General features: G+C 50.5%; 11 protein-coding genes. 6 read left to right on the top strand and 5 right to left on the bottom strand.

The window, feature by feature from the left end:
• Positions 1–131: 131 nt before the first annotated feature.
• From L6H65_RS09890 to arsC, 4 genes are all read left to right on the top strand, one after another.
• Positions 132–998, top strand: coding sequence for a pentapeptide repeat-containing protein (locus L6H65_RS09890; RefSeq protein WP_236340939.1), 867 nt, complete (start codon positions 132–134; stop codon positions 996–998).
• A 346-nt stretch (positions 999–1344) separates the two neighbouring features.
• Positions 1345–1659, top strand: coding sequence for an ArsR/SmtB family transcription factor (locus L6H65_RS09885; RefSeq protein WP_236340937.1), 315 nt, complete (start codon positions 1345–1347; stop codon positions 1657–1659).
• A 20-nt stretch (positions 1660–1679) separates the two neighbouring features.
• Complete coding sequence (locus tag L6H65_RS09880) at positions 1680–2972, top strand: arsenic transporter (RefSeq protein WP_236340929.1); 1293 nt, start codon at positions 1680–1682, stop codon at positions 2970–2972.
• A gap of 35 nt (positions 2973–3007) precedes the next feature.
• On the top strand, positions 3008–3430 hold the full coding sequence (gene arsC, locus L6H65_RS09875) for an arsenate reductase (thioredoxin) (protein WP_236340927.1): 423 nt from the start codon (positions 3008–3010) through the stop codon (positions 3428–3430).
• A gap of 119 nt (positions 3431–3549) precedes the next feature.
• Here arsC and L6H65_RS09870 read toward each other — a convergent pair whose 3' ends face one another.
• Both L6H65_RS09870 and L6H65_RS09865 read right to left on the bottom strand, forming a co-directional pair.
• Complete coding sequence (locus tag L6H65_RS09870) at positions 3550–4041, bottom strand: DUF6985 domain-containing protein (protein ID WP_236340917.1); 492 nt, start codon at positions 4039–4041, stop codon at positions 3550–3552.
• A 117-nt stretch (positions 4042–4158) separates the two neighbouring features.
• Entirely contained in the window at positions 4159–5712 is a 1554-nt protein-coding gene (locus L6H65_RS09865) for a hypothetical protein (protein WP_236340915.1), read from the bottom strand.
• Positions 5713–5908: 196 nt separating this feature from the next.
• Here L6H65_RS09865 and L6H65_RS09860 point away from each other — a divergent pair, with 196 nt between their 5' ends.
• Positions 5909–6400, top strand: a complete 492-nt coding sequence (locus L6H65_RS09860; protein WP_236340913.1) for an NUDIX hydrolase — start codon at positions 5909–5911, stop codon at positions 6398–6400.
• A gap of 184 nt (positions 6401–6584) precedes the next feature.
• On the opposite strand, the gene L6H65_RS09855 is transcribed toward L6H65_RS09860, so the two are convergent.
• Together L6H65_RS09855 and L6H65_RS09850 are read right to left on the bottom strand one after the other, a co-directional pair.
• Entirely contained in the window at positions 6585–7304 is a 720-nt protein-coding gene (locus tag L6H65_RS09855) for an alpha/beta fold hydrolase (protein ID WP_236340911.1), read from the bottom strand.
• 498 nt (positions 7305–7802) lie between these two features.
• On the bottom strand, positions 7803–8588 hold the full coding sequence (locus L6H65_RS09850; protein WP_236340905.1) for a helix-turn-helix domain-containing protein: 786 nt from the start codon (positions 8586–8588) through the stop codon (positions 7803–7805).
• A gap of 213 nt (positions 8589–8801) precedes the next feature.
• On the opposite strand from L6H65_RS09850, the gene L6H65_RS09845 reads away from it, so the two are divergent.
• Complete coding sequence (locus L6H65_RS09845; protein WP_236340899.1) at positions 8802–9302, top strand: SMI1/KNR4 family protein; 501 nt, start codon at positions 8802–8804, stop codon at positions 9300–9302.
• 131 nt (positions 9303–9433) lie between these two features.
• Here L6H65_RS09845 and L6H65_RS09840 read toward each other — a convergent pair whose 3' ends face one another.
• Positions 9434–15439, bottom strand: a complete 6006-nt coding sequence (locus L6H65_RS09840) for a toxin TcdB middle/N-terminal domain-containing protein (protein ID WP_236340897.1) — start codon at positions 15437–15439, stop codon at positions 9434–9436.
• Positions 15440–15472: the final 33 nt, after the last annotated feature.

Here is a 15472-nt window from a genome sequence, read left to right as displayed (position 1 = left end):
ATTACTATCCATCATCTATCTAAGTTGAGCGAGAGAAGACAACGGCGATTGGAAGAACATTCTTCTGGCAGCCACTGTTTGTTCCTTTCAATCGTTCATCTTATTGATCTGCGGGAGGCCATCTATTAGTTATGAACCACGAATATTCGAAGCCTGAACTTTACGGGAGCCACAACAATCTGCAGTCTGACTGCGAGAGCTGCTTCGGCTTGTGCTGTGCTTCACTGCCCTTCGCAGCATCAGTAGATTTTGCAATCGATAAAGCTGCAGGGCAGCCCTGTCACAACCTGCAAGCGGATTTTCGCTGCGGCGTTCACAATAATCTCAGAGAGCTGGGCTTTCGCGGCTGCACCGTTTATGACTGCTTTGGCGCGGGGCAGAAGGTGTCCCATGTCACTTACGGCGGCCGAGATTGGCGGCAAGCGCCAGCGACCGCGAAGCAAATGTTCGAGGTGTTCCCGATCATGCGGCAGCTGCATGAGCTGCTCTGGTATTTGAACGAAGCGCTGACTTTACAGCCTGCACGTCCGATTCATGATAAGCTTCAACTGGCATACGATGAGACCGAACGTCTCACGCTGCTCCGTCCCGACTCTCTTCTTGAGCTCGATGCCGCTGCACATCGCGCAGAAGTCAATACACTGCTCCTGCAGACCAGCGAGCTCGTGCGAGCAGAAGCCCAGCGGCGACATAAAGTCCCACAGGGACGCCAGAAGAAATTCACTCGCGGCGCAGATCTCATAGGCGCCAAGCTGAAGGGCGCGGACATCAGATGCGCCAATTTGAGAGGGGCGTACCTCATTGCCGCTGATCTTAGAGACGCCGACTTGAGATCGGCTGATCTCATCGGCGCTGATTTCAGAGACGCTGACCTAAGAGGCGCAAATCTGACCGAAAGTCTCTTTCTTACCCAATCCCAGCTCAATGCGGCGAAGGGTGATGTCAATACGAAGCTGCCCCATTCCCTCATTCACCCCTCCCATTGGTTAGGGGCATGAAATTCGCTGAGTAACTGCAAAAACTCTCATGACGCCGATGACGTCACCCCCAGAATAAAATAGGAGGTGTGAGCTGAAAACCATCTTACAGATGACAAGACATCGCAGAACTCTCTTCGGCTATCTCCATAAGACGGAAATACTGCGTTACAGCGGAAAAGTAAAGCGCCAAGTGTTAATCCGCAATTGGCGCTTTCTTGCTCCATTACATATCATCATTTACTAATATAATTATTTACTTATATAGATGAGTGTGACTATAATACGAATGAAAGATATTCTGCAAAGTAGATCGTGCTGCATGTGCTTTCGTTTCGTAAGCATGAAAGAATTGAGGTGATATAGAATGGTTCCCTTGGATGCATTGGCCGAAACGTTGAAGCTTCTTTCCGACAAGACCCGCTTGACGATCCTTTCTTTGTTGAAAGAAAAGGAAATGTGTGTATGCGACATCGTCGAATTGCTGCAGACGACACAGCCAAACGCGAGCCAGCATTTGCGGAAGTTGAAAATCGGCGGCCTCGTAAACGAAACACGCCGCAGCCAATGGATTTACTACTCATTGAATATTCAAGACAAGCCTTACCTGCAAGGCATTTTGGATCAGCTTCCATCTATGAAAGAGCAGATCAATGCCAAGCATAAGAACAGCTGTAATTAATCGAATCAACAGGAGGATTTATGCTCGCAGTCGCGTCTCTTATTTTCATCGCAACATTAGTTTTTGTAATATGGCAGCCAAAAGGATTGAGTATCGGCTGGTCTGCAAGCGGCGGAGCGATCGCAGCCTTGATTGCCGGGGTAGTTGCCTTTTCTGATGTATGGGATGTAACCCTAATCGTATGGAATGCCACTCTCGCCTTCGTCGCGATTATCGTCATATCGCTTATATTGGATGAAATCGGCTTTTTCGAATGGGCTGCCTTGCATATCGCACGGTTCTCCCGTGGCAATGGTACGTTTATGTTTGTTTATGTGATTCTATTAGGTGCTGCTGTGGCGGCATTTTTCGCCAATGATGGTGCGGCGCTCATCTTAACGCCTATCGTGCTGGCAATGGTCCAGGCGTTGAAGTTCGATGAGCGCATGATATTGCCCTTTATCATTGCAAGCGGGTTTATCTCGGATACCGCCTCACTTCCACTCGTCATCAGCAATCTGGTCAATATTGTTTCGGCCGATTTTTTTGATATCGGATTTATTGAATATGCAAGCCGGATGATCGTTCCGACACTATTCTCTATTGGCGCAAGCTTGCTAGTCCTGTACCTGTTCTTTCGCCGCAGTATTCCGAAGCGGTATGACTTGACTCAATTAAAAGCGCCAAAAGCTGCTATAAAGGACCCCAAGCTATTTCGAATTTCATGGATCATCCTCACGCTATTATTGCTTGCTTATCTAACGAGTGAATATATCAAACTTCCAGTATCCATTATTGCGGGCATTGCAGCCATCGCATTCATCATGATGGCAAGACGCAGTCCTGAGATCCATACTAGAAAAATCATTAAAGAAGCTCCGTGGGCAATCGTCGTCTTCTCTATCGGGATGTATGTCGTCGTTTACGGGCTTCGCAATGTCGGGCTTACCGACCAGCTTGGCAAAGTCTTTCAATGGCTTGGCGAGGGGGGATTGTTCGCCGCAACAATTGGCGCGGGTTTTATCGCAGCTATTCTATCATCCATTATGAACAACTTGCCAACCGTCATGATTGATGCGCTCGCGATTCAGAGCACGAACCCGACAGGCGCTTTGCGTGAAGCTTTCGTGTATGCCAACGTGATCGGATCTGATCTTGGTCCCAAAATAACGCCGATCGGCTCGCTTGCCACCCTGCTCTGGCTGCATGTTCTCTCTCGCAAAGGCGTGCGAATCACGTGGGGCGCTTACTTTAGAATCGGGATCGTTCTAACCATTCCCGTCCTGTTCATTACGCTCACCAGCCTTTATTTATGGCTCAAAGTGATTAGTTAACCAACAATCAATCCTAAGGAGATTAGCTGACTACTATGGAGAAGAAGCTCATTTATTTCTTATGCACAGGCAACTCTTGCCGCAGTCAAATGGCTGATGGGTTTATGCATGCGCTTGGAGGCGGCCTTTACGAGGTGAAAAGCGCGGGCTTGGAGGCACATGGTCTTAACCCCCGCGCTGTCCAAGTTATGAAAGAAGCAGGTGTGGACATATCAACCCATACATCAAATGTTATTGATCCTGAGCTTCTGGACCGTGCGACATATGTGATCACCTTATGCGGGCACGCTGATGAGCATTGCCCTGTTATTACCAACCCGAATGTAATTAAATGGCATTGGGGCTTCGATGATCCCGCCAAAGCGATGGGAACCGAGGATGAGATCATGGCTCAATTCCGCACGGTGCGAGATGCGATTAAAGCTCGGGTTGAAGTGTTCCTAAAGGAAGGCCAATAAATCCTGACCTACTCGTAACAATAGCTCTGCTATTTTGCTATTCTGCTATTCGTATTACTCTGGAAGCTCAAAGGAAAAGCGCAGGTCTTGTCACAGTAGACAAGAAGCCTGCGCTTTATTTAATCATCATACGTTTTACCGAAGGCAAAATTCGGACACATTTGTTCGTAATACGACAGCTCTTCCCACGGACCAAAGCCCTCAAAAGCACCCACATAAAGAACCTGATCGTCCTTGATCACCCACTGCATTCCATGCTCTATTTCCCAAGAACAATCCAGATCCAGACTGAATGCCAGTATAGATCGGTCCTCCGGCTCCTCAATATGTAGTGATAACGGACGAATATGTTGCAGTATATCTCTCTTGCTGTTGATCGCTGGCGGTTGTACTCCTACATATTCGCAAAAATTGTTGCAGTAGGCGATTGAGAAATCGCAAAGTCTTTCGATTATATCCTCACTGAGATTATTTAGTTTCTTGGCGCAATCATTCGCGTAATCCAAGTATCCTTGATCATTAATCGATACGGGAATCGTTACATTGAATAGACTGAATTCAAGCTTGCCTTCCAAAGATCCATCCGTGTTGCTGCTAATATCAACGATCACAATAATGCCCCCTAGATGTTTGTGAATTGCACGTTTGTTCTATTCTATTATTACATAACATGGATGCAATCACTATTATTTCTTGGTCATCCCAAATGGCGATTCTCTCATGCATATTCACAGCTGACTGTACATATATTTAAGCTTCAGCAGAAATTGGCCAAGCGGGGCCCTTTCGACTGACACTCGCAAAGCGTTATCCTGACAGGTCGAATTGCGAACTGCGTTCATCCGAAAGGTATCGAATCCGAAGCTGCCGCCAGATACGAAATGCTCCTCACGAGGAGCCGAGATGACAAAAGAGTCGATCCACGCCTCATATTCCGCATCCGAACGCAGCCCGGGAAGTTGAATATAAAAGAGCGAACCTATCCAGTGACGACCATCCAGTTCGTATTGGGGAGAAGGCTCCACAGAGCGGTAATAAGCCTCAACCTTCCCCACTCGAACCATATGCCTCAGAAAAGCATCCATCCAATGGGCATTGCGGTTTAATCTGGATAGACGTGCCGTTAACTGATGAAGATCAGGCGTCGGCAGCTGGCGTACAGTAACCGGATCAGCGCCCGCATCCAGAAGCGACAACAGAGCGACCCATTTCGCTCTATGTGATTGGCTTCCCAGCATTCTGCCCAAGGCTGTCAAATAACCTACATTAGCCAAATCAAGACCATACTGCATGTACTTGATTCCGCTCTCCACACTGATCAGCACAACGTGAGGCGGCAGCCGCTCTCCATACCTCTCGAATAATGGATTAGACACACTTGTCAGCGTCCGGTCCACGATCACATACAGCGGTTCGCTTTGCCGGTGGCGGGACAAGCCGTCCAATAATCTCGCAAGATCAACTGCAGGACTGATCGGCCAACACATGCCAGGATCAACGAGCAAACAGCCGATTGGCCTATTTTCGTCCACGATCTTGTAAAGCTCATCCGGCTCCAGCTCCAGCGGAGCGTTCAACAGCAGCTTGGCCAGATCCGCTCCTTCACAGTAAAAACCCTTTTGATAATAAAAAGGATGGGTTTCGCCAGTAAAGCTCTTATAAGCGATCATCGCAAGCTCAAGTGCCTTCATACCCGAGGTCGTCACAAATCCGATGCGCTGCTCGCGCCTTTCCGCTGGCAATGTGTAAAAGGCTTCCAAGGCTGCCTCCTCATATTCCTTGACTGTCTCACTGCCATAGCTGCGCATATACGTCCCCTCCTCTTCCTGAGCAAAACCCGATTCCTCGGGAACAGCCAGAGAGGCTGGATCTGGAGTTGACTGAAGCTTCTTGCAAGGGGATTGCCAGTCGCTTCCCGCAACAGTAGCGCCGAGCTGCTTATATAATGTTCGAATGGCGTATTTTACGGTTAAATAAGCGTTAAGATCACATTGCTCAAGCTTGGTTTCATACTCGGCAACCTGTCTTTCCAGCACATCAGCCTGACGTGCAAAAGCCGATTCCAGCTCGCGTTCGAACCGTCCATCGGGAAAAGCGTTCCGATACATTGCTAGCGCCTCCCGAATTTCTTGAAGCAGCCAGCGAAGCTCGGCCAAGTCTTCCACTCTCTCATCCATCTCTGCAGCCTGCCAAGCTAGTTCCAGCTCAGAATGGTCATCGAGCAGAAAGCTCTTCCAATCAAATTCATCAGGCGCAATCCCGAACTTTAATAGCTCCTTCATCCCGATCCACACCCCGTCACATCGCATTGTATTTGAAAATTCTTACCCGCAGGATGCTCTTATCAAGCATGATAGTACCTACCTCCTGGGGATCGAATCGCAGGTCCTGAAAGGAATGCGACCACAGATTCATACGATTGAAAATCATTTGACATTACGAAAGTTTACAGTATAGTTATCAAATGGGAGGGATACTATGGAAGAGAGATGGCATACGCATTTAGGTGTATATGGGATTTGTACGCTTGAAGGAAAAATCTTATTAATTCATAAGAATGGCGGTCCATACACGAATCGATATGACCTGCCAGGTGGAGCAGTAGACTCGAATGAACCATTGGTCCATGCACTCCGTCGGGAATTTTTAGAAGAAACAGCTACAAGCATCAAGGTGATTCGTAATCTCGGCGTCCTTGATTATGTCATCCCCTTTAAGCTGGAGAAACGCGGGACAACGCATATTCATCAGGTTGCTATCTACTATGAAGTAGAGTATGTTAGCGGTGATTTGACTTATACGATGAATATGCACAACAATGATTCCATCGGATCAGAGTGGGTTGCCATTAACCAACTAACGCCCAATAATAGTTCTCCACTAGTCATGCAAGCTCTTAACTGGCTAAAAGACAAGAACAACCATAGCTTGGAAGCAGCAAGATTAGATAACTGGACAATACAGCAATAAAGCGAAGCTTAACCCTATGCGAAGAACTGTCCCATGAGGGAAGTTTCAAGCTCTAAGGACAGCTTCTGCACGACTACAAGTATCGCTGCATTAGAAAGTGGCCCCACAGGAAGATACTCCCCCCTGCCGCGCCACTTTTTGTTATGCAGTTTATGTACCGTCACTTGTGGCTATAGAATGATCATTAGCCAATAGTATCCAGAAAACGGATGATATCACTGTAAAAGAGCGCCTTCTCGTTCTCTCTTATATCATGGCCGGATTGCGCATACTCTTTAACGATTAAATGGCTGCACAAGTCTTTGTAGCGATCAAGATCGACATCGCTGACCATAGAACCGTCAAGAAGACCTCTAGTTGCCAGAACAGGAATATCCAGCGGATCGTCGAGACTGATCTGGGACGACTCTCTCTGGATGCCATAAACCGCTGAAGGTCGAATATAATCATCAATACGATTGCATGGAATTAAATACTGGTTGATATAATCCTCCGGCCAATTCAGAGGCATTGCTCGATGTTCAGCTGGATAATCGCCGACAATCAAGGAATGAATCTGCTTCTGATGACCTTGCGCATAGCCCAACGCATAGGAGGCTCCGCGAGAATAGCCAAGCAAATGAAAGTGTTCTAATGCTGCGCAGCGAACGACAGAAGCAATATCGTCGATATGATGGGCAAGATTGTATCCGCTATCAGGAGTATCGCTGTGGCCTCGGCCTCGAAAGGACAATAGGATGCTTCTTCTGGGCAGAAGCGCTTCCAGCAAATCCAAATACTCCTCCGCTGTTTCTGATAATCCGGGACACACAATCAGTGGGGTCAAATACGGATGCGCATCTTCGATCGAATCATAATAGTGAATTCTAACCGTATTATTATCCGTTTTCCTGGATAGTGCCATAGTGCCAACGCTCCTTCTGTACGACTGTAGGGTCCTCGTTGCGGCAAATGCTCTTTGACTTGTTATCATTCACATTGAAAAATATCCATTTTGTGTATGAGTATACCCCAATTGCTATCTCGCCGCTATAGTAGAGATTCTATTAACCCGACAGTCAGAAAGCGGTATATATTTAATGATATTAAATATATACCGCTTTCTATGCAAGACAAGTATCAAGCCGTATCTCTCTCTCTCTCACCGCGCGCAGCTCCAAGCGCGCACGGTATATCGCAGCATGACGGCGGTCGGTTGATGCAGGTAGAAATCACCAAACCCACTATATCATTAATGACATTAATAACGCGACTTGTCCCCCTTCTCGTCAAAAAAGGTACATGATCTCCTAGTTCACAAGGCTGCCTTCACAGCATATAATCGCTCCTTGTGGGCAGGTGCACCACCAACTGGCGATGACGCAATATATATCTGAATTGCCCTTGGATACTGCATTTGCTGCTATCTAAGGGCAATGCTGTTCAAGTAATTGTTCATCAATAATGAAAGCGAAATCAGAATAGGTGGATCATCCGGATGAGGCACATGCAGTGTAACTTGCAGATGTGGGACGAAGGAATAAGGACGGACAATAATCGGTTCCTTAGATCGTGTCCGTAAGGTAGTATGAGGAAGCATGAAATCCATCGCCTTCATTCCCCAGGATACCGAGGTAGCCATTAAATAATAGGTGCCCGGTTTGACACCTTTAATACTGAAATCCCCAACAGAAGAAACCAGTGTTCCATATAGGGGAAGTCCTTCCGGGATGGGCTTGGCAAACAATCCGATCAGAATGACACCGTCAAACGGAAGCTCTGCTTGTATCGTACCCGTTATTGTATCCGGCAGACGGAAGCTCGACAGTGAATGGTTCCAGTCTCCAAGCATTTGCAAGGAACGCAGATGCTCGTCCGCTTGCAGCGCTGAGCTCCGAAACTGAGACGGGCTTACCCCTACCCGCTCGGTGAATCGGGTGGTGAACGTTCCCAGACTCTGCTGACCAATCTCCAGTCCGATATCACGCACACTTAGATTCGTTTGCAATAACAAGTCCTTTGCCTTTTGCAATCGTAGAGCAGACACATAATAGAGCGGCGACAAGCCGATTCTTTCTTTAAAAATACGGGTGAAATGAAACTGGCTATATGAGACATGATCCGCTAATCGGGATAGCGGCAGCGGATCATAAAGATTCTGATTAATATATGCAATGATCGCATCAATTTCTGAATAACGAACACTCACTGTTCCTCCACCTTTCAACCGCTGATGTTTTTCGACAAAATGGTCTTACCCCACACAAGAACATAAGTTCGTATTTATATTACCACATCCATCATCATTTTGAAACGTTATCCTTTCAGAATGAACTGAAATGTAAGACTGCCAAAAAACTTTTAAAAACAAGTGGTTAGTCCCTGGCGGGCAAGCTATTAAAGAGGAGCAGTTGATCAATCGATGAACAACACCCAGGTAGTCGAAATCATTAATGGGCTCAAGAGCAGGTTAAGCGAAGCGGGGACGATGCAAGTACAGGGGTCAAGTGGACATGTATGCGAGAATAAATTTGTTTTCCACCCGTCTGCAAGTGAAAAAGATATTGAAAAGTTTGAAAGAGAATCAGGCTGGGTACTGCCGGACTCTTATCATGAATTTCTTATTCTTCACAACGGCGCTCTGTTGTTCGCTGATGATTACGGATCAAGCTACAATCTGCTCGGAACATCGGAAATTGCGATGAATGCACTAAATGTTTATCCCGCCCGATTCTATCCTATTGCCGTATATATCGACGGAGCTTATATCCTTATTGACTCCGATGCAGTCAAGAACGGCGAGCAGCACTACTTGGTATGGTTCGACTCCGGCCAGCTTTATCCACTTGCTCTGAACTTTGAAGAGTGGCTGGACCGCCTCATTATCGCTCAGGGTTACCCCTATTGGTACTGGAATCTGTAAAATACTTAGAGTCGTCATCAGCTGAATAATTGGCGACGACTTTCAAGCGTCGTATCTCTAAGAGAAAGGGCTGAACCAGAAGTAGAAATCCTCTACTCCGGTCCAGCCCTTTTTCGCATACGTTTCAGCTATTAAGGATAATTGAATTTGCCGCTCTTGCTTACTTTAGCCAAGTCATTCTGGAGAATGAACTTCCACAGGTCGTCGGCGTAATCGAGTACGAATACCGCACTGACGCCTTGGGCGAACAATCCGCTTACAGCCCCAGTCAGCGTAGGCTTCAAGAAATCCAGTACCGGCAAGCCGCTGCTGCCGCCGAAGCTCACGAACGCTCCAAGTCCTGCTCCGCCCACTCCTGCACCGAGTATCTTCATCGGATCAAGCCCGTTGCCCGCTGCAGCTTCCCTGCCAAGCTCAGCTAACGAGCCAGCCGCAAAGCCGACCGCCGCTTTGCCCAGAGCAGCAGTGGTTGGCTTAGGAATGGACAGCTTGCCTGTACCCAGCGTGCCTCCTCCGAATAAGTAGCTTCCGAAGCCCATAATGACACCTGTAATCGCTCCTACTAATGCACCCTCCAGCATCTTCTCCCAGATTTCACCGATCGAGCCTTGACCGCCTGCAAATCCAGCCGTGAAGCCCATCGCAGCGCCATTGACCGCACCGGCCAATGCGCCTGTAAGCAGCGTTGCCGCGAGCGTCTTGGCTCCGAATGCTGCCGCCATCCCTGCACCGATGCCCATTCCGCCTAGCGCGGCAGCGCCGCCGACAGCCATGCCGCAGAGCACGCCCAGCAGCACATCGCCTCCGGCAGCAGCAGCAGATACACCCCCTACCACGCCGCCTATCGCCATGCCGATGCCAACTGCAATAATGCCAGCAATGCCAAAGGTCACGATGCTAAGCACAACAGCCAGCACTATGACCGCCACGACAGCAACAGCGGCAACAATCTGCTTCCAGTTGTCCTCGAACCACTGCCCGATTTCCTCCCAGAAATGGCCCGAAGGATCGGTATATCGCAGCGGATTGTTCTGCACATAGCTGAATCGGTTCCAGGCTTGCGGGTTGTACAGCTCAGGAACCATCGTATCCGGTGTCAGAAACCGCCCAATGCGCGGGTCATAATAGCGAGATTGGCAATATAGAAGCTCCGACCATTGATCGTAGTTAGCTCCGGTATACAAATAGGTTGTTCCTTCTGCGCCTGCTTCAATCGTGTTCGCCAGAACCGCGCCGAACGGATCGTAATGCACCCGCTGCAGCACAGCGCCATCCATCCCCGTAACAAGAGCAGTGCTGCCCAAATGATCGCCATGCAGGAAGCTCGCCGTACTAGCCGCCAATGCCAGCTGCGCAACACGCACCGAACCGTCCATAATGTATCCGATTGCCGTTCCATTCTGGATCGTGAGCAGCTCGTCAAGCGTCCATTGGTCGAACTCCTCTGCACCGCCTGTAATGAGCATTCGCACTCGACTGCCCTCATGGTTGTAGGTGCAAGCCATCTGCTCTGCGCCTCTTGCAACTTCCGCAAGCCGCCCGATCGCATCGTAGCTTGCTGTACCCCAAGGTCCTGTCTCCGTCTGGCCGGTGTTCGTATACGTGAATCCATGAGGACCCGCAGCGGTCAATCGACCTGCAGGATCATAGCTGTATGCGCCCACATCAGATTTGTTAGTCAGGTTGCCCGCACTGTCATAATGATACGTCCATTGAGAGCCGGACACCGTACCCGCTTCCACTAAACGGTACAAGTTGTCATACACATAGCTGGCAGCAAGCTTCGGGTCTGGCGAATCGACCTTCAGCAGATTGCCGACTCGATCATACTCGTAATCGAGCTGCTGCAGAACTGTGCCTCCGCCATCGACAGTACGCAGCTGCATAAGCTTCAAGCTAAGGTGATCATAGACGTAGGTTGTCGTCACACCGTTCGCGTATGCGATGCTCTCCCGCAGCCCAGCAGCAGTATAGCTGATTTTCTTCACAAAGCCGGGGATCGCGCTAAGCCTGCCGCGCTGATCATAGCTGTAGCGCACAATGAGTCTGCCGGCGGCAGCGGCTGGCTTCGGATACGTTATCGATTCAATCTGTCCCGTTGCCCGATACGTATAATCGAACTCGAATTTCTGACCGGCAAGCCCGTTTGGATACAGCTCTCTATGCTTCACACGCCCCAGCCCGTCATAAGCCAGCACCTCGGACCCTGCTCCATGCTCGATCCTAACAATTTTCCCTTTACTGTTGCCGTCTCCTTCAGGAGGCGTGGCTTGTCCGGCGTCATCATAGGTAAATGCAGCGGATAGCGCGCCTGTTTCTGGCAATGTTGTTCGGAACAAACGATCGAGCTTATCGAATTCGAACTGTACCCTCGTTCCGGATTCATCACGTTTTTCCACCTGATTGCCGCCTGCATCAAATACAAAAACCGACTTGCCCGTAACCGGATTGCTCGTTAGCAGACGTCTGCCCAGAAAGTCATAGAAGAAGGTCGTTTTGCTCCCTTTCCCATCGGTGACGGCAAGCAAATTGCCTTTAATATCATAGCTGTAAAAGGTCGATATCCAATTCCCGGCATCATTAACTGCAGCCTCCATAATCCGCCCTGATGGATCAAAGGTATGTCTTGTTGGCGTCGAAGCATGCTGCGCCCCTGCTTCCGTACGAGCGTCCTCCTCATCGTACATATAGGCGATGCCCGGCTCGAAAGCTTGCTTCTGCAGCGCGCCGTCAGCATTAATCGCTTCTACAAGCCGGCCTATCGCATCGTAGCGGAACTGCCGATGCGGAATGCCGATAGCATCAGGTCTGCTGTACGCCGGACCCGGACTTAGAAACGGAAGAAATTGTTTCTTGATCAGGTTTCTCACCGAATACAGCTGGCTGGATTCGACCGTCTCCTGATTGCCGGCAACGCTGCGCTGCTCAATCGTTTGTCCGGAGCCGCTTATGAAGGTTTTGCTCATGAGTGTTTCGATTTTACCATTCTCCAGGCGCTGCTCCGTCACGAGACCGACAGGAAGCTGCTGCTGCGCATCGGCAGCAGGATAGCTGTAACGGATCGTTGGCAGCCCAGCGCTGGCACCCGGCTCAATCGTATAGAGCAATCTGCCTAACGGATCATAATGATTCATAATGACGACGCCGCTTGCATCCGTAAGCGTGCTTACCTTGTTCGTGCGGTAATCCAGCAGCGCCGAAGTTTTATTGCCGAGCGCGTCTGTCACATGTACCGGCTGGATGCGATGCGCGTCGAACTCCAGCAGCGTAGCATTGCCGCGCGCATTCGTCGTCGTTCCGCGCAGGACGCCCCCTTCCTCGGTACGCGTGTAACTGACCTGATAGATCCACCAGCCGCTCTCTCCAACGCGGCGATGGTAGCCAAGTGCGGCAAAATCCGGAACCGCCGCGCCATAGACCGCCGCAGCCAGCTCATCTGTCAGAACAAGCGTCTCTTGTCCCGTTAACAACCCCGCTGCGCCGATCTCGGATTCAGGAAGTCCATCATAATAGCTGATCGTTGCCGAGACAATTGAACCGCTTTCATCTCGTTGAACAGTGCGCGAGGGCTTCCCACGGAAGCGCGCGGCGGGATCAACCGCATAAGTCGTTTCTGTAATCAAAGTGCGATTAAGCGCGGGTTGACGGGGGTCTTCCGCCCGCTCCTCTTGTAGGAGAGCATTGCCGTCAGCATCGAATGTCTTGTTCAGGTTCACCGTTATCCGATAAGGCTCTGCTTCCCGTTCGTAATAGGCTGTTCTCCGCTCAACCAAGCGCGGCGAAACCTGCTCCACAACGTCCTGAGCATTCTCAGCGCCTTCCGCTAGCGGTTCCGCATGAACATCCCAGATACTGCTTGTCTTCATGTAAGGCTCATTTTCTTTATCCGTTCCGTCTGCACCATACACCTCAGTTGACAGCAGCTTGCCTCGCAATGCCTTGAGACGTGCGCGCTCCTGCGCAGTAAGCGGACGATCCAATTGATTCGGGTCCAGACCCAAGTGATACCGATTGCAAGTGAGCATAGCCGGGATAGATTCGTCGCCCGTCTCTTCAATCTCCACCCTGCCAAAGCCGCAGAATTCACGGGATATGCCGTCATAATGACCGTCATGATAACGAAACCTTGTCAGCGAAGGGCTGTCGCTCGCCTGATCATGCGTGCTCAAGGACAGGATGACCGGAATTGGAAAAGGCAGAAAAGTCGGCCATGCCTCGCCAATCGACTCGTCGCGCACCGCTTGCGAGGTCGACGTCCCATATTCAATCTCCGTCACCAAGCCCATGCCATTATCGATTCGATTCAACAAATGAGGCTTCACTTGTCCGGCAAAATCAAGATAATAATAATCGGTCGATCTGCCCCCCGACCGATTGATGGACCATAGAACACCTGCTGTTCCCGTGCCATTCATATCCGCAAGCCGGACCTGCCCTGGCAATGCCAGCGGCGTAAAGCGGATTTCCTGCGGATCAGCGAGTCGATAGCCGTTCACATTCATCCAGTACGTAACCCGGTCGGTTCCGACATAGACCAGATCCGCACAGCCATCACCGTCCACATCAGTTAGAAACATCCGCGTCGGGTCATACAATCTGGGGAGCTCCGGCGAATTCGCCATCACGACTGGCTCGTCCCATCTGCCGGAGCCAAGATATGGCCAATAGACAACACCCGCTCCGTCTATTCTGACCAAATCCTGCAGTCCATCTCCTGTCATATCGGCAAGATGAACGCGCTGATCCTGGAGTGAAACAGGCGGCGCTTCAGACCTTGGAATAAGCACTGGTCTGGCCGCCCACCCCCCTCCTGTCTCCCGATAATACAGACTGAAGAAATCCTCGCCTGTCACCAGCAGATCGGCAATGCCATCCGAATTCAAATCGACGAATCTGACATTGGGATCAGAGAGTCGCACGTTAGGCGTATGCCGCCAGAACACGGGCTTCTCGAATCCCCCCTTTGCCTTGTGGGGGTAATAGCCTGCAAGCGGACGATCCAGCATAATGAGATCCGCAGTTCCATTCCCTTCCATATCGGCAAAGGCAGTACCCGGCTGGCCTAGCGACACAGCAACCGGCAGTTCCCCAATCGAACGGGGCCTTCCCCATATCAGGCTGCCTTTGTTGGGCCATACGCGCGCAGAGCCGCCGCCAATCTCCAGCAAATCCGGCAGTCCGTTCCCATTCCAATCGATAAGCTCGCGGGTTCCCTGCTGAATCGCCCCTGGCTGCGCATCAGGCGATTCCGCTCGGACACGCTCCAGCGTTCTTGGCTGGAAGGAGGTGTACGACAGTGTTAATACAGGTACGGAGGCTGATTCACCGGCATTATCGAAGCCGGTCAGCTTCACTTGATGAAGAAACGAATGACCGCTGGCCTGGGCGGGAGCATAGATCAGCTCCCAGCGCCTTGCAACCGGGTTGGCCTCACCCGACACCTCCAGCTCAATATGCGTACAGCGCAGGCGGGTCGTCTCCGCGAAGCCTGCTCGTCTGCTGACAAAGGGGTCTGGACGATCCTCGTAATAGAATCGTACCGAATAGATGCTGTAGTCGATCCTATCTGGATAGAGCACATTCCCGTCATGCAAATACGAATAGCTGACTTTGAAGCCGAGCGGGTCCTCTATTTCCGCTATGGCCCAGCTGTATACCGCCTCACTGCCGCCAATATCAATCGATTGTCTTGTGTCGCCGCTCGTTCCAAGCCGATAGTATTTGCCCCCATTGTCCGTAATGCGGAAGCCTTCGCCCTCACGGGCAATAATCCAGCCGTTCGTATCGGGATTCAGACGGTAAGAGCCATCGCCTGCTCTTGCCAGCTGTCCGCCGCCCGCAACGATTAACGGATCGGCATCCGTGAACGTAGGGATGCGTTTATCAGTGGAGCGTTTGACAGCCAGCTGGCTCAAGCCAAAGCCGTAGCCGAAGGGCCCCTGTCCCCCGGTCGTTTGATAATGCAGAGCGAGCTTGGGCGCAATGTCACCCGGCCCATTCGGAATATCCAGCGGGATCGAATACGAGCCGGTGCCGGTATGAAAGTCCGGCTGGAACGTCTCACCGAGTCCGCTTACAGCCCCGCCGCCCTTGGGCAGCGATAGAATCTGCTCCGCCGTTCCGGTCGTTTTGCTCATGATTCCATCTCCTTTCTCGAAGAACAGACGCCT

Origin of the sequence: Paenibacillus plantiphilus, assembly GCF_927798095.1 — a bacterium.
In the GTDB taxonomy this organism is placed as follows: domain Bacteria; phylum Bacillota; class Bacilli; order Paenibacillales; family Paenibacillaceae; genus Paenibacillus_Z; species Paenibacillus_Z plantiphilus.
The sequence above is the reverse complement of the archived record's forward strand: the minus strand, read 5'-3'. Positions and strand labels throughout refer to the sequence as shown.

Excerpts from the sequence above, each read along its gene's own strand:
- L6H65_RS09890 (WP_236340939.1), top strand. The coding sequence starts at position 132 with ATGAACCACGAATATTCGAAGCCTGAACTTTACGGGAGCCACAACAAT.
- L6H65_RS09885 (WP_236340937.1), top strand. The coding sequence starts at position 1,345 with ATGGTTCCCTTGGATGCATTGGCCGAAACGTTGAAGCTTCTTTCCGAC.
- L6H65_RS09880 (WP_236340929.1), top strand. The coding sequence starts at position 1,680 with ATGCTCGCAGTCGCGTCTCTTATTTTCATCGCAACATTAGTTTTTGTA.
- arsC (WP_236340927.1), top strand. The coding sequence starts at position 3,008 with ATGGAGAAGAAGCTCATTTATTTCTTATGCACAGGCAACTCTTGCCGC.
- L6H65_RS09865 (WP_236340915.1), bottom strand. The coding sequence starts at position 5,712 with ATGAAGGAGCTATTAAAGTTCGGGATTGCGCCTGATGAATTTGATTGG.
- L6H65_RS09860 (WP_236340913.1), top strand. The coding sequence starts at position 5,909 with ATGGAAGAGAGATGGCATACGCATTTAGGTGTATATGGGATTTGTACG.
- L6H65_RS09855 (WP_236340911.1), bottom strand. The coding sequence starts at position 7,304 with ATGGCACTATCCAGGAAAACGGATAATAATACGGTTAGAATTCACTAT.
- L6H65_RS09845 (WP_236340899.1), top strand. The coding sequence starts at position 8,802 with ATGAACAACACCCAGGTAGTCGAAATCATTAATGGGCTCAAGAGCAGG.
- L6H65_RS09840 (WP_236340897.1), bottom strand. The coding sequence starts at position 15,439 with ATGAGCAAAACGACCGGAACGGCGGAGCAGATTCTATCGCTGCCCAAG.